The 24,202-nt window shown below is 53.4% G+C and carries 9 protein-coding genes; 5 read left to right on the plus strand and 4 right to left on the minus strand.

The features are described 5' to 3' along the window. Positions 1-41: 41 nt before the first annotated feature. From DFR42_RS20695 to DFR42_RS20710, 4 genes are read right to left on the minus strand one after another with little or no spacing between them, the layout of a single operon-like run. Positions 42-869, minus strand: coding sequence for a class I SAM-dependent methyltransferase (locus tag DFR42_RS20695; protein ID WP_211324376.1), 828 nt, complete (start codon positions 867-869; stop codon positions 42-44). After that, entirely contained in the window at positions 866-1,762 is an 897-nt protein-coding gene (locus DFR42_RS20700) for a transporter substrate-binding domain-containing protein (protein ID WP_110256947.1), read from the minus strand. The genes DFR42_RS20695 and DFR42_RS20700 overlap by 4 nt, the downstream gene beginning before the upstream one ends. Next, positions 1,759-3,888, minus strand: a complete 2,130-nt coding sequence (locus tag DFR42_RS20705) for a SpoIIE family protein phosphatase (RefSeq protein WP_110256948.1) — start codon at positions 3,886-3,888, stop codon at positions 1,759-1,761. Before DFR42_RS20705 ends, DFR42_RS20700 begins: the two co-directional genes overlap by 4 nt. Before the next feature lie 48 nt (positions 3,889-3,936). Beyond that, positions 3,937-4,386, minus strand: a complete 450-nt coding sequence (locus DFR42_RS20710) for an ATP-binding protein (protein WP_110256949.1) — start codon at positions 4,384-4,386, stop codon at positions 3,937-3,939. Positions 4,387-4,892: 506 nt separating this feature from the next. Between DFR42_RS20710 and DFR42_RS20715 the strand changes: the two genes are divergently transcribed. From DFR42_RS20715 to DFR42_RS20735, 5 genes are all read left to right on the plus strand, one after another. Continuing rightward, a complete protein-coding gene (locus tag DFR42_RS20715; RefSeq protein WP_110256950.1) occupies positions 4,893-5,579 on the plus strand; it encodes a hypothetical protein in 687 nt (228 codons plus the stop codon). 129 nt (positions 5,580-5,708) lie between these two features. After that, complete coding sequence (locus DFR42_RS20720) at positions 5,709-14,519, plus strand: type I polyketide synthase (protein WP_170133611.1); 8,811 nt, start codon at positions 5,709-5,711, stop codon at positions 14,517-14,519. Beyond that, positions 14,516-15,565, plus strand: coding sequence for a TauD/TfdA family dioxygenase (locus DFR42_RS20725; RefSeq protein ID WP_110256952.1), 1,050 nt, complete (start codon positions 14,516-14,518; stop codon positions 15,563-15,565). The genes DFR42_RS20720 and DFR42_RS20725 overlap by 4 nt, the downstream gene beginning before the upstream one ends. A 27-nt stretch (positions 15,566-15,592) precedes the next feature. Then, the gene (locus DFR42_RS20730; RefSeq protein WP_110256953.1) at positions 15,593-19,519 is read left to right on the plus strand and encodes a non-ribosomal peptide synthetase; all 3,927 of its coding nucleotides are present in this window, start codon (positions 15,593-15,595) and stop codon (positions 19,517-19,519) included. Between the two features lie 57 nt (positions 19,520-19,576). Beyond that, positions 19,577-24,196 carry a non-ribosomal peptide synthetase gene (locus tag DFR42_RS20735; protein WP_170133612.1) on the plus strand — a complete coding sequence of 1,540 codons (4,620 nt, stop codon included), beginning with the start codon at positions 19,577-19,579 and terminating at the stop codon, positions 24,194-24,196. Positions 24,197-24,202: the final 6 nt, after the last annotated feature.

A 24,202-nucleotide genomic window follows, 5' to 3' on the forward strand; every position in this document is an offset into this window, starting at 1 on the left:
CATCGTCATTTTGAATCAAGTTAACATCAGATTTGAATTATTTATGCAGGCACAGCAACCGCACGTATGCCATAACCCAGGGCCGCGGGCAGCAAGGGCAGCAGGGCTTCATCGAGCTTGCCCAACAGGTCATGCTGGGTAATCATCCATTCAGGCAGCAGGCTTTCTGGCGAAAGGGCAGTGATGGCAAAGCCGGCTTCCTGCAATTCTGCACGCAAGCCCGCAACAGAATACAGATGATAAAAAAACTGGTGCGCCTGCTTGTCTATATTGCGGGTGAATAAAATATTACCCGGTTCTTTTTGTGTATCGCGTGCCTTGCCCGTCATGCGTTGCCAGTGGGCGGCAAATAATTCAAAAGGGCGACGGCGGAAGATGCTGGGCACGCTGAGTATCAGTTTTCCCTCAGGCCGCATCAGGCTGCGTAATTGCTTCAGCGTAGCCAGTCTGGCGGTATGGTCGCCAACATGGCTGAGCACACCAAACATCAGCATGACCATGTCATAGTCGCCTTGTCCATTGAGTATCTGTGCGTCACCTTCGAACAGACGCATGCGCTCTGCATGTGGATTGTCCTGTAAAAAGCGTGACAGCTCGGCGATTGCCGCATGTGAGATATCAAAACCAGTCAGCCTGGCGTTGGTCTGCTGTAACAGGGGCAAGGCATAGCGGCCGCTGCCGCAACCAAAATCGAGGATATTTTTTGCCTCTCTTGCGCCATTCTCAAACAGGAAGTGCAGGGTACCCTGATTGGGTTTAGGATAGCGCTTTTCATATTCGTGGCTGGTGTAATAGCGGTCATACAAATCCGTCATCGCCTCAGTGATTTGATGATTATCACGGATAGGTGTTGGCAAATCATCTTTCACAGGCATTCTTTCGGTGTGCTTGGGTTGATGCTGTCGCCGCACAACCATTTATTGTCGACTTTCTTGTTCCAGGTTTTATGCATGTCGTCGAGAAAGCGAGATGGTGGTATGGACCAGGATTTTTCGACTTGCTGCAAATAGCCATTCCTGTGCCAGTTGATAATGGTTTTGGACAGGTATTTTTCCAGATCGCCACCGCGCTCTGCCGGTGAAATCGCAATTGACCAGGGGGTGGTAAAGATGGTGGTCATGGGCATGACAAAATCATTGGCCCATTCGGGCGCACGCAGCATAGCGGCGATAGCCGTATCGTCATACACCAGGGCGGCACAGCGGCCATCGCGCAAGGCCTGCTTGGACCAGTCATTTGAATACAGGGCGACCACATCAGCACCATAGGTGACCGTCACACGGCGGTTGTAGAATGCGCCACGGCGACTGCAGACACGACGGTTTTTCAAGTCTGTCCATTCCTTGAAGTTCTCGCTCTTGCGGGTCAGCAGGTTGACGCCTGAACTATAGTAATGCGGCGTGATGAGGTTCAGTTCTTTTTGCCTTTCCGGCGTATCAGTCAGGGTGGCAATCAGGATATCGACCTGGCCATTCTTGACTGCATCAATACGTTCAGCCGTCAGCACACCCACCAGTTCCAGCTGCACGCCCAGATCAGTGGCGATGCTTTGCGCCAGGTCGGGTTCCATGCCTATGATCTTGCCGCTGCTGTTATCCTGGTAACCCCATAGCAGCACGTCTTTTTTGACGCCGACGACGAGTTTGCCGCGTTGCTTGATTTCAGCCAGACTGGTCGCCTGTGCGACATTGCCCAGCAGGCAAAGCATGCCCAGCAGTGTCACACAGGCCGGACGCAATATCTTGTATGTGATAGTCATCATGATGCCTGCTGATTTTCTTGTGGTTTATTGTCTGTTACGCTGTCGGTCACACTGTCGGTCACGCTGTCTGTCACATTATCTGCCACACTATTTTTTGCAAAATGAAAGTGCAGGGCGACGCAGGTAATATCGTCCGATTGCGGCGCGCCATTGGCATGCAGGTCAACATCGGCGACTGTGCGGTTGACGGCTTCATTGACGTCGGTAATTGGCCGGTTTTCAAACAGGGGCGGCAGGCGTTCTGGCGTGTATTCTTCATTTTGTGGATTGAAGGCTTCAGTCACGCCATCGGTGTACATGAGCACATAATCGCCAGCTTGCAACTGTACGGTTTTTTGTGCAAAGGGTATGCCATCCATGATGCCGAGGGCGCTGCCCCCTGTCATGGGGAGAAATTCTGTAGTGCCATCCTGATGTATCAGCAGTGGTGGCGGGTGACCACCATTGACATAAGTAAGTATGCCAGTGGACGGATCAAGCACGGCATAAAAGGTGGTGACGAAGATGCATTCATCATTGTCTTCTGCCAGTATGTCGTTGGCAATCGCGATGATCTCGCCAGGCTCACTGGCATTGCGGGTGGCGGTGGCACGTATCAGGGTTTTCGATACCATGCCGAACAAGGCGGCAGGTACGCCCTTGCCACTGACATCTGCCACGACTATGCCTATCTTGCCATTGCCAAGGGAGAAGTGGTCATAGAAATCACCCCCCACTTCCTTGGCTGAGCGCATGATTCCCCACAGTGAAAATTCTTTTTCATTGGGCCAGTGGCGTGGCAGGATGGATAGCTGCATGTTCGCTGCAATATCAAGCTCTTGCCGGATACCCACCAGTTGCAGGCTTTCCTTGAAGGCTTGCGAAATGGTTTCAAACCAGGGTTTCCAGGAGCCGGGCACCACCGGGATCGGCGCCGGAGTGAACTGGCTTTCTTTGGCGATATGGGCCACGAGTTTGGAGGCGGGTGATATGAATTCTCGCGTGGTCACATAGTAAGTAACGACCATCAGCAGCGTCAGGCCCAGTATCACCAGCAGCATGACGGGGCCGCGTTCCCACAGCAGGTTTTTCCAGAGCTGGTTCTTGGGGACCACATACACAAGTTGCCATGGGGCAGAGATAAAGGGGTGGCGTATCAGCAGATAATCACCTATCTCGACCGCCTGGTTGGCAGGGATATCTGTCAGGCGTTTTCCATCGGTGAGTATGCCGGCGGGCATGATTTTTTCGAGTCTTTGCGTGGCCTGCACTTCCAGGGCATTGGCATATGCCTGTGGATGGGCCACCACTTCACCATAGGCATCGACGAGGAAGGCTGTGCCCGGTGTATAGGCAAAGTCTGCATTGATGCGGTTCAGATAATCAAGGCTGGTATCGATGGAAACCACGCCACGGAATTTATCATCGCGGTAGATGGGGGCCGCTGTGGGGACCAGCAAGCCGGTGGCCGTGCCGCCGTAGTACACAGGTGCCCAGTATTTTTCGCCAGTGGGATTTTTTTCTGGCGTGCCCATGAGCCAGGCCTGGCTTTGGTATACCTTGTCGCTGTGCGGGCGTTTGGCTGCATCCATCCAGGGATAGGTGTTGGAGAAATTGTCGACGGAGATGAAACGGCTCTCGCTGGCATTTGGCAAATTGAAGGCTATCGCCTGGAATACCTGGTTCAGGTTCAGGGCCATTTCCACGTCCAGATAAAATTCTGGCGCGCGGCCTTGCAGTTTGCCTATTCCATTCAGGTTGCCAGTCGCATCTTTTTCCGGTGCCTTGTCGAGATCAAAGCTGTCGGTTTCCTGTTCCAGTTTCTTGAACAGGGGGGAGTGTCCGGCTTGCGTTTCTGGCTCGCTCAGTGTGGCAGGGGCATTATCATAAAAATTGGCTGCCGAAATGCGCATGGCTTCCAGGCTGTCCAGAGAAGAGCGCAGGATAAATTCTACAAATTGCCCATGCCTGTCCACATGGCCTTGTATGACCTTGATTTCTTCCGTGTGTTTTTGTCGTATCTGGAACAGGAAAAATCCCATGGTCAGTACGACGATGGCGATATAGGTGAAACCAACCAGGCGGTTATAGTTGCGGAAGAAGTTGATGTTGTTATTGTTGCTGACTGGCGGCGTAGTGCTGGGCATTTTCTGATCCGGTGTCTGGGTGGCTCTGGGCTGTTAGCTGAAAAATGATCAGGACGGGAAGCTTTTGCTAAAATGCACTTCATTGAAATCACCATCGCGGCGGTAAGCAAAGCTGTCCGCCATCTTCCTGACAAAATGCACACCCAGGCCGCCTATATCGCGCTCATCGATATCGAGCGTGGTGTCTGGTTCGGCGATAGAGAAAGGGTCAAAGGCGGGCGCACTGTCGCGGATAATAACTTCCACACCATTCGTGATGGGCAGCACGGTCACTTCAATTTCACCACTGTCATGGTCGCCATAATCGCCATAACCATGCATCACCACATTGGTCAGCAATTCATCAAGCATGAGGATGATGCTGTTGACCGTGCGTGCAGGTATGCCATGACGCTCAGACCAGCCACGCAGGGCTTCTGTCAGTGATTCTATTTCAGCGATCTGACCAGGGATGATGTGATGGAAACTGCCTTGTTTCGCTGCTGCTTCACTCGACATCAATGTCTCCTCAACAATGGTGAGTCTGTCAACCGGACAGCGAACCTGAGCATCAGGTAACCGCAGGGAGTTTTTGGCTGTTACCGTATTCTTCGCTCATATATAGCACGGTCTGCGATAGTGCTGCCTGTGCATTCTCGCTCAAATGTTTTCAGTGAATCTTATTGAAGCTGGACACTGGCAATATAAAGAAGTCGGGCATGCGCATGGTTAAAGAGTGTTAAATGTTCGCAGGCATGAAAACCTTAACAGACCCAGCTTGCTGCAAGGCATGCAGATGCAGGGATACACTAAGTGATGATCACCACAAGCATCCCTGATCTGACCAGACTATTATTCCCGTGCTGGAATTTTTTGTCGATGATTTCTAACGCAAATTAACAGATTTGTCGTGTTTTCTTCGCAATTTATTTTATCTGTCCACAAGTGTTGTTTGCCTGCATTCATATTGCGGCCCGGCTGTCAGATCGGTTAAACTTTTTGCATCGACTCAGCCGGTTAAAACAATGAATTCACAGTGGTTGTTTCCTACCCCGTATTGTCTTTTTGTGCGCTTGTCAGTGCGCCGCGAACGCTATGTGCAGTTCAAGGATCTGGCTGGCAAGGTCGCCTTCGCCTACCAGCAACATAGTCGCCGCATGCGCTGGATGGCTTATGCGACAGTCGCTGGTCCCGCCAACTATGTCTACATCATGTTACCGCTGGCCGAGTTGGCAGACATGGACCGCATGCCTTCGCTGGACCAGGTCTTGCATGATGTATATGGGGCAGACAGCACACCCTTGCTGGAAAAATTCCAGGAATGTGTTTTGCAGATGGAAAGCTTCGTGCTTAACCGCGTCAATGACGGCATAGACCCGATAGAACGCGAAACCCCGCCACCTTATCTGTATTACCTGAATCTGCAGGCCCACCCTGGCCGTATGGGGCAACTCATGCAAAACCTGCAGCAACTGGGTGTGGCGACTGCTGGCAGCCCCTTGTTTTGTTTCGCCACCTTTGCGGGTCCTGTCAGGCTGCATGCCTTCACCATGGGTAATACCATCGCTGAACTGGGCGAAGTTGCCACACTGGAGCGGCGCGTCGTGCAACATTATGGCGCGGAAGACGGGCATAAGGTCATCGCCCAGATACATGACACTCTCGTCGATATCGATGCGTCGATATTGCGCTATATAGGCCATCTGGATTGAGGTGGCTATGCATACCAGGGATTTGATAGTCATGTTGGGCTTGGATGCAAAAACGAATTACCAATGTATTGCCTCCGAGCATGATTTAACTTGCCTCCTGATCTGTCCATCATGAGCGATGACAGGGAAATGACTGCAAGAGACGCATCACATGCGATTGCTGTCATCGGCATGTCATGTGTTTTTCCCGGTGCTGCCAATGTTGAAGCTTTCTGGTCACTGCTTGAAAAGGAAGTATGTGCCGTCAAACCCATACCGCCAGAACGCTGGGATGCGGCAGACATGCCCGCATCGGCTGCGCCATATGCCGCTTTCATTGATGACGCAGCCTGTTTTGATCCGGCCTTCTTCGGTATCTCACCCAAGGAAGCAAGCGCGCTGGACCCTCGCCAGCGCCTGATCCTGCAACTGGCCTGGTGGGCGCTGGAAGATGCAGGGATAGCGGCTGACAGCCTGAAAGAAAGCCGCTTCGGTGTCTTCATAGGTGCAGTCAATGGCGAATTCCTTGGCAGCTTTGCCCACACCGACGATGTAGAAGCCCATATGGGCATAGGCATGTCAAATGCCATCATCGCCAACCGTATTTCTCATGTGCTGGGTTTGCGTGGCCCCAGCATGAGTATAGATACTGCCTGTTCATCTTCCTTGATAGCTGTCCATCAGGCTTGCCGCAGCTTGCAGGCAGGTGATGCTGACATGGTGCTGGCAGGTGGTGTCAGCCTGATGTTAAGACCAGACAGCAGCGTGGCACTGGGCAAGGGCAGCATGCTGGCACCGGATGGCTTGTGCAAGACCTTTGATGCCTCAGCCAATGGTTATGGTCGCGGTGAAGGTGCAGGCCTGGTCTTGCTGAAACGATTGTCGGATGCGCTGGCAGATGGTGACCGCATCCATGCCGTCATACGTGGTTCAGCCACCAACCATGACGGTGTCTCGAACGGCATCACCGCCCCCAATGGACTGGCGCAAGAGAATTTGATACAGGCGGCGATTGCTGATGCTGACTTGCCGCCATCAGCGATCCAGTATGTAGAAGCACATGGCACTGGCACCTTGCTGGGCGACCCTACCGAGACTCGTGCCCTGGGGCGAACGCTGGGTCAGCAAGCGCGGCAGACGCCCTTGCTGATAGGCTCAGTCAAAACCAATATCGGCCATCTGGAAGCGGCTGCCGGTATCGCTGGCCTGATCAAGCTGATACTCGCCCTCAAGCATAAAAAACTGCCAGCCAGTCTGCATTACACCCAGCCTAATCCGCACATCAATTTTGAACAGTTGCGCCTGCAGGTGGTGGCTCGTACCACTGACTGGCCAGCTAATCCTGAGGCTGTAGCGCGAGCAGCATCCGTCAGCGCCTTTGGCTTTGGTGGCGCGAATTGCCATGTCGTGCTTGAGGAATTTATTCCTGTATCAGCAGCGAAAAATTCGCAAGCCAGTGAGCCAGGAATTTTGCTCCTGTCAGCATCCAGTAATGAAGCCTTGAGCTTGCTGGCGCAGCAAACAGCGCAAAAACTGCAGGCAGATGCTGAGCAAGACTTTGCCGCTATTTGCCAATTGTCACAGCATGGCCGTGCACATCTGCGTCACAGATTGGCGCTGGCGGCGGCAAGTGCCGGTGAAGCGGCTACACAGCTGCATACATGGCTGGACCAAGCCTATGCTGAGCAAGTTGTCACTGCTGTTGCTGCCAGAAGACCGCCCAAGCTCGCTTTCCTCTGCCCCGGTCAGGGCTCGCAAAGGCCAGGCATGGCCAGGGGCTTATTCCAGTTCGCCAGCTTCCGCGCCACCATCACAGAAGCTGATGCGGTGTTGCCCTGGTCGTTAAGTGAGTTGCTGCTGAAATCTGATGAAAATATCGACCAGACTGCTTACACCCAGCCAGCTTTATTGGCGCTTGGAGTAGGGCTGGCGCGTTTGCTGGCTGAATACGGTATCAAGCCCACCGTGCTGGCCGGACATAGTCTGGGTGAATATACTGCGGCGGTCATTGCGGGTGCTTTGAGTTTTACTCAAGCCCTGCGCCTGGTTGAAAAACGCGGCAGGCTTATGGGTGCCTTGACTTCAGATGGTGCCATGGCTGCTGTGCGCACTGATGAGCAAACTATCTTATCTTATCTGGCTGGTGCAGATATCAGCATCGCTGCCGTCAATGGACCACAATCCGTGACGATTTCCGGTGTCAGAGATCAACTGGAGATACTCAGTCAAAAGCTGATTGCAGATGGAATACGAGTGCGCATGTTGCGGGTAAAAACTGCTTTCCATTCTGTCTTGCTGGCACCCATGCTGGCAGAGTTTGAATTGGCCTTGCAAGAGCTGGAGTGGCAGCCTTTGCAAGTGGCTGTGACATCGAATCTGAATGGTGAATTGCTACCCGTCGGCCATGTGTATGACACCGCCTACTGGTTAAAGCATACGCGCGAAGCCGTGCGTTTTGCTGACAACATCGCGGCACTGAGTAAAACCGGCATTGATACTGCGCTGGAGCTGGGCGCTATGCCAGTACTGTCTGGCATGCTTGAAGATATTGCAAGCACCAGCGCCAGCAATATACGCAGCCTGCCTTGCCTGGATGCGACTCAGGATGACAGAGTCGCATTCCTGAAAACAGTCGCACACCTGCATGTACTGGGTAGCAAGCTGCAATTCGCTGACAAAAAAAATACTGCGGCTGGCGATGCCTTGCCCTTGTATCCTTTTGCCAAGGACGTCTTTCCCCTGCGACTGGGCTTGAATAGCTTTAGTGGTGGCAGCGCGGCAGTGCCGTCGAGTAAAACTATCGAAATCAGCAAACCAGTGGCGGCAAGCACGCGCACGATCGTCAGCGATCCGCTTGCTATTCGAAAACGCATCATTGCCATCATCGCAGGCTTACTGGCGATCGATGCTGGCAAGGTCGATGCGGCAGCATCCTTGCTGGAAATTGGTGCGGATTCATTGATACTGATGCAGGCGGTAGGGCGTATAGAAAACGAGTTCGCAGTCAAGATACCGGTGCGCGCTTTTTTTGAGAATTTGTCTTCCATTGACGCAGTGTCTGCGTATCTGGCTGAACAACAGGGGGGTAATGTACCGGCTGATGTAGCCGTCGAAAAAGAGCTTGAAACTGCTCCCTCAATAGCGCCAGTCACCAAACCCAAAAGCAATATCCTGCTCAGCAACAATCTGAGCGAAGTGCAGCGCCACCATCTGGATCAATTCAGCCTCAGTTATTGCAAGAAAACTGCTCTGTCCAAGCAACAGGCCCAGCAATACCGTCATGTTCTGGCAGATAGCCGCGCCTCGGCGGGTTTTCGTTTTTCCGTCAAGGAAATGCTCTATCCCATCGTGGGGCAGCGGGCTGCTGGTTCAAAAATCTGGGATTTGGATGGTAATGAATACATCGATATTTCCATGGGTTTTGGCGTACAGTTGTTTGGGCATGAACCAGAATTTTTGAAAGAGGCATTGGCTGAAAGCCTGTCGCGTGGCATACGCATAGGGCCGCAGTCAGACATGGCTGGCGAGGTAGCCAGCCTCATCAGTGAATTGACGGGAGTAGAGCGCGTTGCTTTTTGCAGTTCAGGCACAGAAGCTATCATGACGGCGCTGCGCCTTGCCCGCACTTTTACTGGCCGCAACAAGGTCGCGATATTCCGCGATAGTTATCACGGTCATTTTGATGGCGTGCTGGGTGAGGTTAATGATGACCCGTGGAAAGCGATACCGCGTGTGGCTGGCATTACTCCGGGCATGGTCAGCGACCTGGCTTTCTTTGAATATGGCTCGGCAGAGGCGCTGGAATTATTGCGTGGCCGTCTGCATGAATTTGCTGCTGTGCTTGTCGAACCTGTACAAAGCAGGAATCCTGGTTTGCAGCCGCAAGACTTCTTGCGCAGTCTGCGTGTCATGACCCGGGCGGCTGGCAGTCTGCTGATCTTTGATGAAGTGCTGGTCGGTTTCCGCATACACCCTGGCGGTGCCCAGGCGCATTTTGATGTGCAGGCCGACATAGTCACCTACGGCAAGATAGTCGGCGGCGGTTTGCCTGTGGGCGTCATTGCCGGTCGCGCCGATTTCATGGCTGGCATCGATGGCGGTCACTGGCAATATGGCGATGCTTCTTACCCGGCGGCGGATACGACTTTCTTTGCCGGCACTTTCAATAAACACCCGCTGGTGATGGCAGCAGCAAAAGCAGTGCTGACAGAGATCAAACAGGGTGGCCTGGCTGTCTATCAAAAACTGAATGACAATACCGCCAGGCTGACTGCGGAACTCGATCAGGTGTTTGCTGCAGTCGGCGCGCCTGTACACATGAAGAATTTCGGCTCGCTGTTCCGCTTCGTCTTCAGCGAGAACCTTGATCCCTTCTTTTATCACTTGCTGTATCGCGGTCTGTATGTGTGGGAAGGGCGTAATTTATTCCTGTCTACGGCACATACCGATGACGATATCGCGGCAATAGTCAGCCGGGTAAAGGATAGCGTAGCTGAGCTTAAGACGGCTGGTTTTATTGCGACTACTTCGTCTGCCTTGAAGACAGAGGAAAAAATCCTGCCCCTGTCACTTCCTTTATCCAAAGCGCAAAAACAATTAGCGACACTGGCAGCCTTGTCTGAACAGGGCTCTGCAGCTTATGTCGTCAGCGTTGCCTTGGATTTGCTCGGTGATATCAATCATGCTGATATCACGCGCGCATTTACAAGACTGGTAGCCAGGCATGATGCCCTGCGGGCATCGATAGATCTGGAAGCAGGCGTGCAGAATATCGCTCCTCATGTGGACGTAAAAGTGCAGCGCCACCAAGTCAATGCCAGTACATTGGACGCAGCCCTGCAAAACAGCGTCGCGGCCAGTTTTGACCTGACGCAAGCTGGTGCCTTCCGCATAGACTTGTTTGAGCTCGATACACACCATGCTGTTCTGCTGTTTGCTGCACATCATGTCTTTATCGACGGGCAATCCATGCAGATGCTGTTTGAAGAATTTGCAGTGCTCATGAATGGGCAGCAGCCAGACAGCAAACCAGACTATGCCTTATTGGCGCAGCGCATGTCAGATGCAGGCTCATCGCCAGCAGAACAAGAGCATAAGCAATACTGGTTAAATAAATTGCAGCACGCGCCAGTTGGCATAGACCTGCCATGTGCCCATGCCAGGGCCAGCATGCGTGGTTTTGCAGGCCAGCGCCTGACGCATGAACTTGACAAGAATATCTTGCGCCAGCTTGAGCAAAAAGCAGGCAAACTGTGCATGTCTTCGAGCATGGCCTTGATTGCGGCCTTTGCTGCGACGCTACGACGTGCCGGGGCAGGGAGGGACATGGTCATCGGCGTGCCTTATTCTGGACGCGATGAAGCGTTGGCGCATACTCCAGGTTATTGCGCACACCTTCTTCCCTTGCGCCTGAACATTCCTGCGCAGGCGGATACCAGCACCGTGCTGGCAGAAGTGAAGCAGCAGTTCCTTGATGCCATCAGCCATGCCAATTACCCGCTGTCACAACTGGTGGATGATCTTGGTCTGGCGCGCGACCCAGCCAGGCCGCCATTGGTGAATATCACCTTCAATGTTGACAAGCTGGCGACCATGCCCAGTTTGCAAGGTATGACAGTGCAGGCGTATTCCCTGCCTATACGCCATGCGCGCTTTGACATAGGTTGTAATCTGGTTGACTGGCAAGATGGTGCGCGGGTAGAACTGGATTTTGATAGCCAGTTATTTGATGCTGCAGATATGCAGGAATTGCTGGACAGTTTTGCCGCCATGATAGAACGCATGGCAGGCACTGATCAGGATTTTGATGAACGTGCTGCTGCCCGGGCTATCTGGTTACCTGCCAGACCTGAATCAACCTCTGCCAAGCCGGATTTGCTGCAAAAATTCCGTCGGTTAGTGGAGCAAGATCCACAGGCCGTGGCCTTGCGTGTGGATGCGACTGAGAGCATGACACGCCAGCAGCTTGATCGCTTATCTGACAGGCTGGCGCAGGACATTTTAAAAAGTGAGCAAGGTGCAGGCCCTGTACTTTTGCTGTTGGGCCGTAGCCTGGCTTTCCCTGTCGCCACGCTGGCAGCCTGGAAGGCTGGTAAAGCCTATCTGCCAATAGACAGCAATTTGCCACAAGGGCGCGTGCTGGAATTGATACGACAGGCAAAGCCTTGTTGCGTCATCTTGCAAGACAATCAGGATGTGGGTGATGCCTTGGTAGCGCTGGATATCCCATGTCTGCAATTGCCAGTGAGTTTCGCAAGGATCAATGTTAAGGATCATCAGCCATTGCCGCTACCTGATATAGACCCGGAGTCATGCGCCTATCAGCTGTTCACTTCCGGTTCCACAGGCAAGCCCAAGCTGGTTGCCGTGCCGCACAGGGCAGTTGAGCATTATCTCGATGCCATAATCGCCGCCTTTGATTTGCAGCCTGGTTTGCGTTATGCCGTGATATCAACCTTTGCTGCTGACCTGGGCCTGACGACGGTTTTACCGGCACTATTTCACGGCGGCTGTCTCTCCATTATCAGCAATGCCCTGGCGCGTGATGCTGACGGCTATGCGGCATTGATGCAGCAAACACCGGTTGATGTATTAAAGATAGTCCCTTCACATCTCGAAGCCTTGCTGGCAGCGCAGGACAAGGCAACAGTCTTGCCGCTGACGCATTTGATACTCGGTGGCGAAACTGCCAGCGTCAGGCTCCTGCAAGAACTGGGTAAGCTGCAACCAGTTTGCGCCATCTTCAATCACTTTGGCCCTACCGAAGCGACCATAGGCGTCATGGTGGGTAAATGGCAAGGCGACTTGAGTGGCATGCGCTTCAGCCAGCCTTTGGGTAGTAATCGCATACATATACTCGATGCAGCAGGGCAGCCATGTGCGTATGGCGAGGCTGGCGAGATTTATCTAGGCGGCCCTGGCCTGGCACTGGGTTATGTGGGCGCGCCCGAAGATGTTGCCAGCCCTTTCCTGTTTGCCGATATCGCTGGAGAGCCTGAGCGTCTGTATCGTACTGGCGACCTTGCCATCATGCATGCCGATGGCCGCATACAGATTGTGGGCCGCAAGGATGAGCAACTGAAAGTGCGCGGCTACCGCATAGAACCGGCAGAAATCATTGCTGTCTTGATGGCGCAAGAGAATGTGGCGAATGCGACGGTGATCTTGCGTAAGCCTGAACATGGCCGCGCCAATGCAGGCCGCCCCTATTTACTGGCTTATGCCGTTGCTGCCGATCAGAATAAACCGTTCGATACGCAAAGCTTGCTGGAAGAATTGAGGCAGCATCTGCCTGATTACATGCTGCCGAAAGCAGTCATCGCTATAGCCAGCATTCCTTATACCTCGAATGGCAAACTGGACAGAGCTGCTTTGCCCAGACTGGATGAGGAGCAAGAATATTCTGAAGCAGAAACCGCCATAAGCTCAGAAGCAGAAGCGGTGGTACTGGCAATCTGGCGCGAACTCTTGCAACGCGAAAACCTGAAAACGCAGGCAGATTTTTTCCAGAGCGGTGGTGATTCCATCCTGGCGATACAGATGATAGCCCGTTTGCGCCAGGCTGGCTGGCAAGTCAGGGCCATGGATTTATATTCAGCGCCAGTATTGGCTGACTTTGCAAAAAAACTCTTGCCCGTCGGTGAGATGGCAGGGGCGGATACCAAAGCTGAAGGCATATGCGGACCCTTGCCTGCACAACTCAGATTGCAAGAACTGATGCAGGACATACCAGTGCATTTTAATTTATCCGTCTTGCTGGAAATGGCAGACTGGGTCAATGCTGACATGCTGGAACAGGCCTTGCAAGCGTTGATAACGCAACATGATGCATTGCGTCTCAGCTTTAATAATGAAGCTGCGCATTTCAATGAGTTTTCCAATAAGCCAGTTTTGCATCTGAATAAAGATTTTCAGCAAGTGCAGGCTTCATTGCAACCTGCACAAGGGAGTTTGCTGGCTACCACCTGGATACCTGCAAGTGAAGGGCAAGCATCGCAACTTTTGCTAGTTGTACACCATCTGGTTAGTGACGGTATCTCCATGCAAATCCTGCTGGACGACTTGAGTCAGGCCTTGCTGGATTTGCAGGCAGGCCGTGCGCCTGCTCTGGGCAGAAAGACTGCCTCAGTGCAAGCCTGGGCAGAGCACCTGAAGCGCCAGGCCAGCCAGGATGCTGTATTGGCAGAGGCTGAGTATTGGGAAGTCTGCACTTCCATTCCTGCGCCGGAATTACCCGGCAGTGGTGATGGCTATGGCTGTATTGCTGAAGAAGCACAGGTCAGCGTCATCCTGCCAGCAGAAATCACCAGCCGCTTTTTACAAGGGCTGCCAGACGCAATAGCGGAAGATATCCTCATCGCAGCCCTGACCCTGAGCCTTGGTGACTGGACGGGTGAGCCTGTCGCTTATCTGGAACTGGAAGGCCATGGCCGACAACTGGAACAAGCTGAACTGGATGTCAGCCGTAGTGTGGGCTGGTTCACCAGCCGTTACCCGGCCTGGTTTGACCTGACAGATATCAATGCAGATGCTGCTGCCAGTGAAATTGCAGCGCAGCGCAGCGACATACCCGCGCATGGCTTTTCTTATGGGCTGTTGCGCTACCTGGGCCCGGACAAAGTGCGTGCCACGCTGGCACAAGGGCAGATGCCTGAGATCAGCCTGAACTATATGGGCCAGATCACTCCACCGCCTGATGATGTCTGCAAGCTCTTGTCATGGTCGCCAGACCGGCTGGACAGAGGTGCAGAAAGAGCAGGGCACTTGCCACGCCTGCACAAGCTGGCGATAGAAGCTTACATACTTGATGGTTGCCTGCACTTGTTGTGGCAATACCATGCAGCCAGTTATCAGGAACAGGAAATACGCAGCGTCGCGCAAAAAATGGCAGGCCATATCGCCAGTATCTTGAGCAACAGCAACGCGACAGAAGCAAAACATGGGAAGGAAGAAATAGCATGAACATGATGCCCAAACCCGGACTGAACTTGCGCCGCCCGGCGGTGCGTTTGTCTGATGGCAGCCTCGTTGATAAGCAGGGTTTCAGCAGCATATCCGGTTTGCCACTGGTCTTGCGGCCACATGCAAAAGGCGTGGATTTGCTGGGCTGGATCAGGGACAACCAGGCGCAGTTGCAGCAGGATTTATTGCAATACGGTGGTTTGTTATTTCGTGATTTTGATATGCGCGGCGTGCAGGATTTTCAGGCTGGCCTGAATGCTTTTGGCGTGCAGCTCATGAACTACATAGAAAAAGCCACGCCGCGAAAACAGGTGGATGGACAAGTATATACCTCCACCATTTTCCCGCCTGAACATGTGATTGCCCTGCATAATGAATTGTCTTATGTACGCCAGTGGCCGGGGCGCATCGCTTTCTTTTGTGAAGTCGCAGCCGAGACAGAAGGCGAGACGCCTGTCGCCGATGTACGTCGCGTTCTGGCTGCGATAGATGCTGAAGTTAAAGAGAAATTCCGTCGCCTGGGCTGGATGCTGGTGCGTAATTTTGGTTCTGGCATAGGGCCATCCTGGCAGCATTCACTGGCAGTAGAAACCAGGGAAGAAGCCGAAGCCTATATGCAAAAATCAGACACGCAATGGACCTGGATGGAAGGCGACAGACTGCGTACTTCGCAAGTGCGTTCCAGCATACGCTGCCACCCGCAGACGGGTGAAGAGCTATGGTTCAACCACATCGCTTTCTGGCATCCATCAAGCATGACGGATGAAATCCGTACTTCATTGACGGGTGACTTGGGAGTGGAGAACTTGCCCTACAACACTTTCTATGGCGATGGCACGGTGATCCCGGACGAAGTAGTGGCGCACCTGCGTGCTGCCTATGATGCAGAAACTGTCAAGTTCCGCTGGCAGCCGGGCGACCTGCTCTTGCTCGATAATATGCTGGTGGCGCATGGCCGTTCGAGGTTCTCCGGAGAACGCAAGATATTGACGGCCATGGGTGATGAAGTGCGCCCAGCCAGCGTCTTGCCCGGATCAACAAACTAAAAAACAAATAAAACCAGGGATGCGCAAGTGAGCGGCAAATTAAAAAGCGGTTTTTCATTGTCACCGGTCCAGCAAAGGCTGTGGCAACTGGCGCAAAGAGATGGTCAGCAGACTTATCTGGTCGGCGTTGACTTTCATTGCGCTGGCGTGGATGAAGCACTATTGTGCCGCGCCTTTGATCATGTACTGGCCAGGCATGAAATCTTGCGCATGGAATTTGGGGTATTGCCCGGCATGCAGTTACCTGTGCAGGCATCCGCTGAAACACTACTACCTACGCAAATAGCGCCACCACAGCTGGCAGCCATCCACGAAGACCAGCGCGCCTGTCTGCAAAAACTGGATGACAGTCATTACCGGCTAGGTCTGTCCGCACTGTGTGCCGATGCGCAGACGGCTTTGCTGATATTGACAGAAGTCGAAGAAAAACTTGCGGACGCAGCTTGGCGCGCCGCGCCTGGTAATATAAAAGCAGATGAAGAAGACCTGCCTTTTACCAGCCTGGCGCAATGGCAGCACGATATGCTGGCAGAACCGCAGGACGTGCAGTTGCCAGTCTGGGATGCGACAAACAGTCTGGTGGCAGGCAATCTGCCAGACTGGCCGTTCATGCGCAGGCAACGCCAGACCACAGTCTATGTCAAGCGCCAGCATCTGGCATTGACCGCAGACTTGTCCGACGCACTCAGTGCCCTGGCTGACAAAAACCAGTTGCCAGTCGCGCATTTGCTTTATCTCGCCTGGGCAGTATTGTTATACAGATTAAATCCGCAGTCACCTGCCGTGGCCTATCAGGCCAATGGTCGAGCCTATGAAGAAATGGCGACGGCCATGGGGCCTATGGCACGCTTTATCCCATTGCATACTGTCATTGCACCACAAGCCAGCTTCATGACATTGCTGAAGACATGCAGCACTGCCATTGATGAAGTCTGCGCACTGCAAGACTATATCGCACCGCTGGATAGCAAACAGGGCCTGGCGGCAGGTTTTTGCTGGCAACAGGCGAAACCAGGCAAGCTGATAACAGCAGATGCACCTTTCGCCTGGACAGATGAATGCCTGCTAGTATTGTCAGTGTATGCAGACGCAACAGGCCAGTTGCAACTGTATGTTGATTACGATATGGCAGTCTGCGACTCTGCCTGCATGCACAATCTGGAAGAAGAATTGCTGACCCTGCTGGCATCCATAGTCGCCAGTCCTGAGGCACAGATAGATCAATTGACACTGCTAGGTCCCAATGAGCGACAGCAGATCATGCATGATTTTGCCGGTCCATCAGTGCTGCCAGCAGAACCATGGCAGGCACCAGTGCAAGATATTCTTGCTTGCCTGGCAAAGCACCCCGAACAGATATTCATACAAAGCCCGCTGACTCAATTGAGTGGCCAGGCTTGTTTGCACCGCATAGCAGAACTGGCGCAACATGTATTGCTGGCCAGACAGCAAGACGAAGCCAGGGCCAGGGTGGTGGCAGTATTGCTCGACCGTAGTGTGGATATGATAGCCAGCCTGCTGGCGATACAGGTGGCAGGCGCAGCTTACCTGCCGCTCGATACGGCATATCCAGAAGAGCGCATTGCCTTCATGCTGCAAGACAGTGGCGTCAGTGTATTGCTGGCCAGCGCGGCTATTGCTACCCAATTCAAACAGCAGACTGCTTTTGCAGGTTTGCTGGAAAAAATAAAGCTGATCACGGTTGATACCTTGCCAGCGCTTGAAGATGGAGCTTCCCCGAAATTTCCTGTCTTGCGAACCAGTGACCTCGCCTATCTGATTTATACCTCGGGTTCGACCGGCCAGCCCAAGGCCGTCGCCGTAACACATGGCGCACTTGCCAATCACATGCAATGGATGCTCAGGGATTTGCCGCTGGATGCAGATGATGCGGTATTGCAAAAAACGGCCATCAGCTTCGATGCATCAGTCTGGGAAGTATTTGCCCCAATGATGGCAGGCGCGAGACTGGTACTGGCCGCACCCGGTGTCGAAAGAGACCCGGAAGCCCTGTTGCAGACCCTGCAGGATTTTGATATCAGCGTGCTGCAACTCGTGCCCAGCATGTTGCGCATGATGGTAGGGCAGCCGGAATTTGCCAAATGCCTGCGTCTGCGCCGCCTGTGTTGTGGTGGTGAAGTGCTGGATGCTGAACTGGCGCACCAGGTGCTGGCGGCCTTGCCAGACGGTGCAGAGTGCATCAACCTGTATGGCCCTACCGAAGCCACAGTGCAAGTCGTTTATGAAAAAGTCAGCATGGATGACGTGGTGGTTGCCATCGGCAAGCCCATAGACAATACCCGCATCTATGTGCTCGACGAATACCTGCAAGTGCAGCCAATTGGCGTGTGTGGTGAATTGTATGTGGCAGGTGCCAGCCTGGCGCAAGGCTATTATCAGCGTGATGCCTTGACGGCAGAGCGTTTCGTCAGCGATCCATTTGTAAGTGGCGCACGCATGTACCGCACGGGCGACCTTGGTGCCTGGCGCATGGACGGCAAGCTTGATTGCTTTGGCCGTGCAGACCGGCAAGTCAAGCTGCGCGGTTATCGCATAGAACTGGGCGAGATAGAAGCTATTGTTGCTGCACAGGCCGGGGTGTTGATGGCTGCCGTGGTTGTGGACAGGGATGTTGCAAACATAGACCAGTTATTGTGCTTCTATACGCTCAAGCCAGGGGCGAGCCTGACCGTCGCCAGTATCAAGGAGAAATTGGCCTCTGCGCTGCCTGACTATATGTTGCCAAACTGGCTGATACCGATTGATGCCTTCCCTTTCATGCCCAATGGCAAGGTCGATAACAAGGCCTTGCTTAAACTGCGGCCATCGAATACCGCCATCTCGCAGGCCCCACGCGACACGCTGGAAATGCGCCTGGAACGTATCTGGGAAAGCGTCCTGCATGTATCCCAGGTCGGCATCACTAGCAATTTCTTTGATCTCGGTGGACATTCCTTGCTAGCCGTGCGTCTGATGGCTGAGATAGAAAAAGAATTTGCATACAGGCTGCCACTAACTTCGCTATTCTCTGCGCCCACCATTGCTGCCCAGGCAGAACTTTTGCGCAATGAAAGCCTGCAACTTGACCCTGTCGTGATACCCATACGTGCAGGTAATGCTCAGCATACACCTATCGTACTGGTACACCCCACTGGTGGTAGTGTCTTGTGTTATCGCGACCTCGCCAGTGGTTTGACGACAGACAGGCCAGTCATCGCCCTGCAAGACCCTGGCCTCATGGGGGGAGCGACTTATGAAAGCGTGGAAGAACTGGCCAGCCTGTATCTGGACAAGATCGCCCCGCTGGTCAAGGACCAGCGTTATCTGCTGGCAGGCTGGTCCTCGGGTGGCATCATTGCTTATGAAATGGCAAGGCAGGCCCTGGCGCGCGGTTATGAAATTGCCTTCCTGTGTCTGATAGACAGCCAGGTTGCGCCACTGGCTGAATCTGCGCCGCCGCGTGAACGCTTGTTGCGCTCCATCTCGCGCCTGATTGCGCACAAGGCAGATATCGCCTGTCCTGATTTATCTGGTCTGTCTTTTGATACTGCATTACAGCGTCTGCTGGAACTGGCGCGCGAAGCTGATTACGTACCACCACATGCCGATGAAAAAGAAATCGCCAGGCTGTTCCATGTATTTGAAAAAAATGTGACTGTCATAGGCCGCTATGCCGCTGGCCCTCTGCCGCGCCGCACCCTGCTCATGAAAGCCACAGAGGCTTTGCCGGAAGCGATACGTGAAGCTGCAGTGCACTACAACTCGGAAGAAAAGCATCTGGGCTGGGACAAACTCTGCTTTGTCAAAGTGCGCGATATCGTCGGCGACCATATGTCGATGATGGAGACACCGAGAGTCAATGCGGTAGTAGTAGCCCTGGATCAGGAGTTAAAAGAAGTCGAAAGATTGCATGGGCTCGGGCGGCAGATACTTATGCCCATGCTGGGCCTGTAGATAGAAATGAAAAGCTTGTTTTTGCTACCGTAAACATTGATGAGGGCTGGAACAAATATGGAAATGGTTTTCCCCCTGACGGCCATGCAACAAGGCATGTTGTTTCACCATTTACGTGAACCGGCCAGCGCTGCTTATTTCCAGCAATTGCAGGTGCGCCTGCACGGCGAACTCGATACTGCAAAATTACAGCAAGCCTGGGAAACCGTCATCGCCCATCACTGCGCCTTGCGCATGCGTTTCCTGTGGACAGGGGATCAGCCGCGCCAGCAATTGCAGGCTGCGATCGTCCTGCCATTCAAAGTCGTCGATTACAGCCACTCACCAAAGCAAGAGCATGAAGCCTTGCGCCAGCAATTTTTGCAGTCTGACAGTCAGCAAGGCTTTGCACTGGATAACGCGCCGCTGATGCGCGTCAGCATATTACGCTGGGCTGAACATGAATGGGAAATGGTCTGGAGCCATCATCACCTGATACTCGATGGCTGGGCATCTGGCCTGGTGCTGGCTGCAGTAGCCCAACAGTATGCAGATTTATTGCAGGGCAAGGCAGTCAGCCTGCCAGCAGAGCGCCCCTATACTGACTTTTTGCAGTGGCTGGGCAAGCGCGATAACCTGGCGGCACAAGATTATTGGCGTCATGCCTTGCGGGGCTTTGAGCAGGCGACCAGTTTGCCGGTGTTGAAACGCAGTACTGGAATGGTTGCAAAAGTCCTGGCTTTTGAAAGCCTGCTGGCTGCTGATGACTTTAGTGCATTATCAACCCTGTCACAAAAAACTGGCGTCACCACCGTCAGCGCCATCATGGCTTGCTGGGGTTTGCTCTTGTCACGATATGCAGACAGCAAGGATGTGTTGTTTGGTGTCACCACATCTGGCCGTCCTGCTGAACTGGATGGGGTAGAGCAGATGGTAGGGTTGTTCATCAACACCATCCCGCTACGCGTCAAGCATGGCGTAGAACATAGCATTGCCAACCTGCTGAATGATGTACACAGACACCTGGTGGCATCGCGTGAACATGAACACAGCAGCCTCAGTCGCATTGCTGAATGGAGCGAGCTACCTTCAGGTCAGGCGCTGTTTGACACTATCGTCGTCTATGAAAACTACCCGCTGGCGGTGCAGGGTAATCAACTGGGTAATGCCAGCATCATCGATTACCATTTGCAGGAAGAATCGAATTATCCACTGACCCTGATCGTCGAACCTAAAGACGATGGCTTGCATTTGCGCCTGCTGGCAGACACTGAGCGTATAGAGCCTGCAACAGCGCAAGCCATGCTGTATCAATACCGCTTCTTGTTACAACAACTGGCCCATGCCAGTGGTGAACAAGCTGTCAGGGATTTGCATTTGCTGACAAGAGGGCAGCGTGAGCAGCAATTACAGCAATGGAATGACACTGCCTGCGCTTATGACACCAAGGCCACGCTGGCGAGCATCTTCGTGGACCAGGTAGCTCGTACACCGGATGCAACAGCCCTCATCGATGCACAAGGCAGCATGAGCTATGCGAGTTTGCAAGACAGGGTCAGCCAGGTGGTACATGCCATCAATGCCCTGGGATTGGATGCGAATTCACCAGTCGCGGTCAGGCTCACGCGTGACCGCGAAATGTTGATTGCCTTGCTGGCAGTCGTCGCCAGCGGCCATCACTACGTACCGATAGAACCGCAACTGCCTGCCGCCCGAGTCATGGCGATTTTTGATAGTCTGCCAGTGCGTTGCATATTGACGGTCAGCAGTCTGATGGAGAGCACGCAGGCGCTGGCAAATGAGCGACAATTGCAACTCGTCTGTGTAGATCAGACCACAGCCTTGCCAGTCGCAGCCTTGCAAAATCAGGCGCGTCCGCAAGACCCGGCTTATGTCATCTTTACATCCGGTTCTACCGGCAAGCCCAAGGGTGTGCTGGTCTTGCATCAAAAAGCCATCAACCTCGTAGAGTGGGTGAACCACACATTTGACATAGGCGCGCAGGATAAGCTCCTGTTCGTCACTTCACCAGCATTTGATTTGTCGGTGTATGACATCTTTGGCATATTGGCCGCAGGCGGTATCGTCAGGATAGCGAGTGAAGCCGAGATTGCAGACCCTGAGCGTTTGCTGAAAATAATAGAATCAGAAAATATCAGCTTCTGGGATTCTGCACCGGCAGCTTTGTGGCAACTGGAATCATTATTACCGCAAAGATCAGACACTTCCAGGCTGCGCCTGATCTTTCTCAGTGGTGACTGGATACCGCTGGCATTGCCAGACCGCATGAAAGCAGCTTTCCCCGGCGTCTGCGTGGTTGCCCTTGGTGGTGCGACTGAAGCGACGATCTGGTCGAATTACCACATCGTTGGAGAGCTACAGCCAGACTGGGTCAGCGTTCCTTATGGCAGACCGATACAGAATGCCCGTTACTACATACTTGATGCGGACTTGCAGCCTATGCCTGTGGGCTTGCCCGGCGACTTGTATATAGGCGGTGACTGCCTGGCAGACGGCTATGTGGGCCAGCCTGAGCTGACCGCCGAACGCTTTCTGCACGATCCCCATGCCAAACCAGATGCGCAGAATGCACGCATGTACAAAACTGGTGACCGTGCCCGGTTTTATGCTGATGGTGTGATGGAATTTCTTGGCCGTCTTGACAACCAGGTCAAGATACGCGGCTTTCGCATAGAGCTGGGTGAGATAGAAATCGCCATGGGCAGGCATGCAGCGATACGCGATGCGATTTGTATAGTGCATGACCATAATGATGGCGGCCCGGCCTCGGGTAAGTCCGACAAGGAATTGATTGCCTATTACGTCCTGCATCCCGGCCAGAACCTTGGGGCAGAGGAATTACGCCTGCACTTGCAAGCGCAACTGCCAGCCAGTATGCTGCCCGCCCATTTCTTACAGCTAGACAGTGTGCCTGTGTCAGTCAATGGCAAGGTCGACAGGAAAAACCTGCCATTGCCTGAGCGCAAGGGCAATGAAGATGCGGCACAGCAGTCGGGTGCTGATGCGGTGCAGGACATTATTGCAGCAGCATGGTCAGAAGTATTGTCCGTGCCAGGCGTGCATGGCACGGATGATTTCTTCGCCCTGGGCGGACATTCATTGCGGGCAACCGCCGTTATGGCAAGACTGCGGGCAGCCTTCTCAGTGGACCTGCCTTTGCGCCTGATATTTGAATACTCTACGCTGCAAACCCTGGCTGCAGCGGTACGCGAATTATTGAGTGGCCATGCGCAAGTAGAGGCTGCGGCTTTACCCACATTGAATCGCGCTCAGGGTTTGCCTTTGTCACGTGCGCAATCGCGCTTGTGGTTTTTGCACCAGATGGAGCCAGCCAGTGCCAACTACAATGTCGCACTGGCTGCACGGCTGGATGGCAATCTGGACCAGGCTGCTTTCCAGCGGGCGGTACAGCAAGTGGTGGCGCGCCATGAGATACTCAATTTGCGCATACAAAAGCAAGGGCAGGGTGCTGTCATGCAGGCTGTGGCTGATGAGGCTGAGCTGGCAATTCATGTTGAAGATATCGCTAAAGAAAACCTGGATGTAACACAGATCAATGCCAGGCTCAAACAACTGGCCAGCCAGCCCTTCGATCTGGAAAATGAAAGACCGGTACGCCTGAGCCTCTTGCTCAATGGCGACCGGCAAGCCTATGTGCTGATACTGATACACCACATCGCTACAGATGGCTGGGCGATTGCCCTGTTTGCACAAGAACTCTTGCAGGCCTATGCCGCTGAAGTAAACAACTCTCAGGCATTTGCAGAACCCGCATTGCAATATGCCGACTTCAGCCACTGGTGGGAACAGCAAGCGCAGGCACAATATCTGGATAAGGAAATGCAATACTGGAAGCAGCAACTGGCTGCCTTGCCACGCCTGAACCTGCCTGCTGATTTCCCTCGTCCGGCAAACAGCAACCACGCTGGCGCACGCATCAGCTTTGGGCTTGATCCCAAGCTATCCGATGATTTGCGCCGTGTCGCACGCCAGCATTCAGCTACCCTGTTCATGCTCTTGCTGACGGCCTTTCATGTCGTCCTGCGCCATAGATCTGGCCAGGAGGATATCGTCGTTGGCAGCGATATAGCAGGTAGGGACCATCCGCTGGCTGAAAAAATCCAGGGCTTCTTCGTTAATCAACTGGTCTTGCGCAGCAATTTTGCTGATTGCCACAGCTTTGCCGATATGCTGGGCAAGGTCAGGCAAACCAGCCTGCAGGCATACTTTAACCAGCACCTGCCATTTGACTTGCTGGTGCAAGAGCTGAACCCGCCACGCGATGCGGGAGGCATGCCGCTGTTTCAGCACAAGTTCGTCTTGCAAAATGCACCGCTGGCGCAGTTGGATAACAAGCACTTCCAGATACAGGCAGTCGATTTACATACCGATACGGCGAAATACGATTTGCTGCTGACTGTCATTGATGAGCCACAATTGCGTGCCACACTGGAATTCAGTACCGAGTTATTTACCGTAGCAACTGCACAAAGCATGCAACGTGAATTTATCGCCGTGCTGGGCCAGGTTGCTGCAGACGCCAGCATCAGCTATGCCAGCCTGGCCAGCATGCTGTCACTCGATGGTGCAGAACGCCAGGAAGCGGCAAAACGTGATTTGCGCAAGAGTGGTTTGCAAAGACTGAAAGAATTGCGCAAGCCTGGAGTAACTACATGATGAGGG

The sequence above is a fragment of the Undibacterium pigrum genome, assembly GCF_003201815.1.
GTDB classification, from domain to species: Bacteria; Pseudomonadota; Gammaproteobacteria; order Burkholderiales; family Burkholderiaceae_D; genus Undibacterium; species Undibacterium pigrum.

What these genes read in the sequence shown, in the direction of transcription:
- DFR42_RS20700 (WP_110256947.1), bottom strand. Translation starts at nt 1,762, where the DNA reads ATGATGACTATCACATACAAGATATTGCGTCCGGCCTGTGTGACACTG.
- DFR42_RS20705 (WP_110256948.1), bottom strand. Translation starts at nt 3,888, where the DNA reads ATGCCCAGCACTACGCCGCCAGTCAGCAACAATAACAACATCAACTTC.
- DFR42_RS20710 (WP_110256949.1), bottom strand. Translation starts at nt 4,386, where the DNA reads ATGTCGAGTGAAGCAGCAGCGAAACAAGGCAGTTTCCATCACATCATC.
- DFR42_RS20715 (WP_110256950.1), top strand. Translation starts at nt 4,893, where the DNA reads ATGAATTCACAGTGGTTGTTTCCTACCCCGTATTGTCTTTTTGTGCGC.
- DFR42_RS20720 (WP_170133611.1), top strand. Translation starts at nt 5,709, where the DNA reads ATGACTGCAAGAGACGCATCACATGCGATTGCTGTCATCGGCATGTCA.
- DFR42_RS20725 (WP_110256952.1), top strand. Translation starts at nt 14,516, where the DNA reads ATGAACATGATGCCCAAACCCGGACTGAACTTGCGCCGCCCGGCGGTG.
- DFR42_RS20735 (WP_170133612.1), top strand. Translation starts at nt 19,577, where the DNA reads ATGGAAATGGTTTTCCCCCTGACGGCCATGCAACAAGGCATGTTGTTT.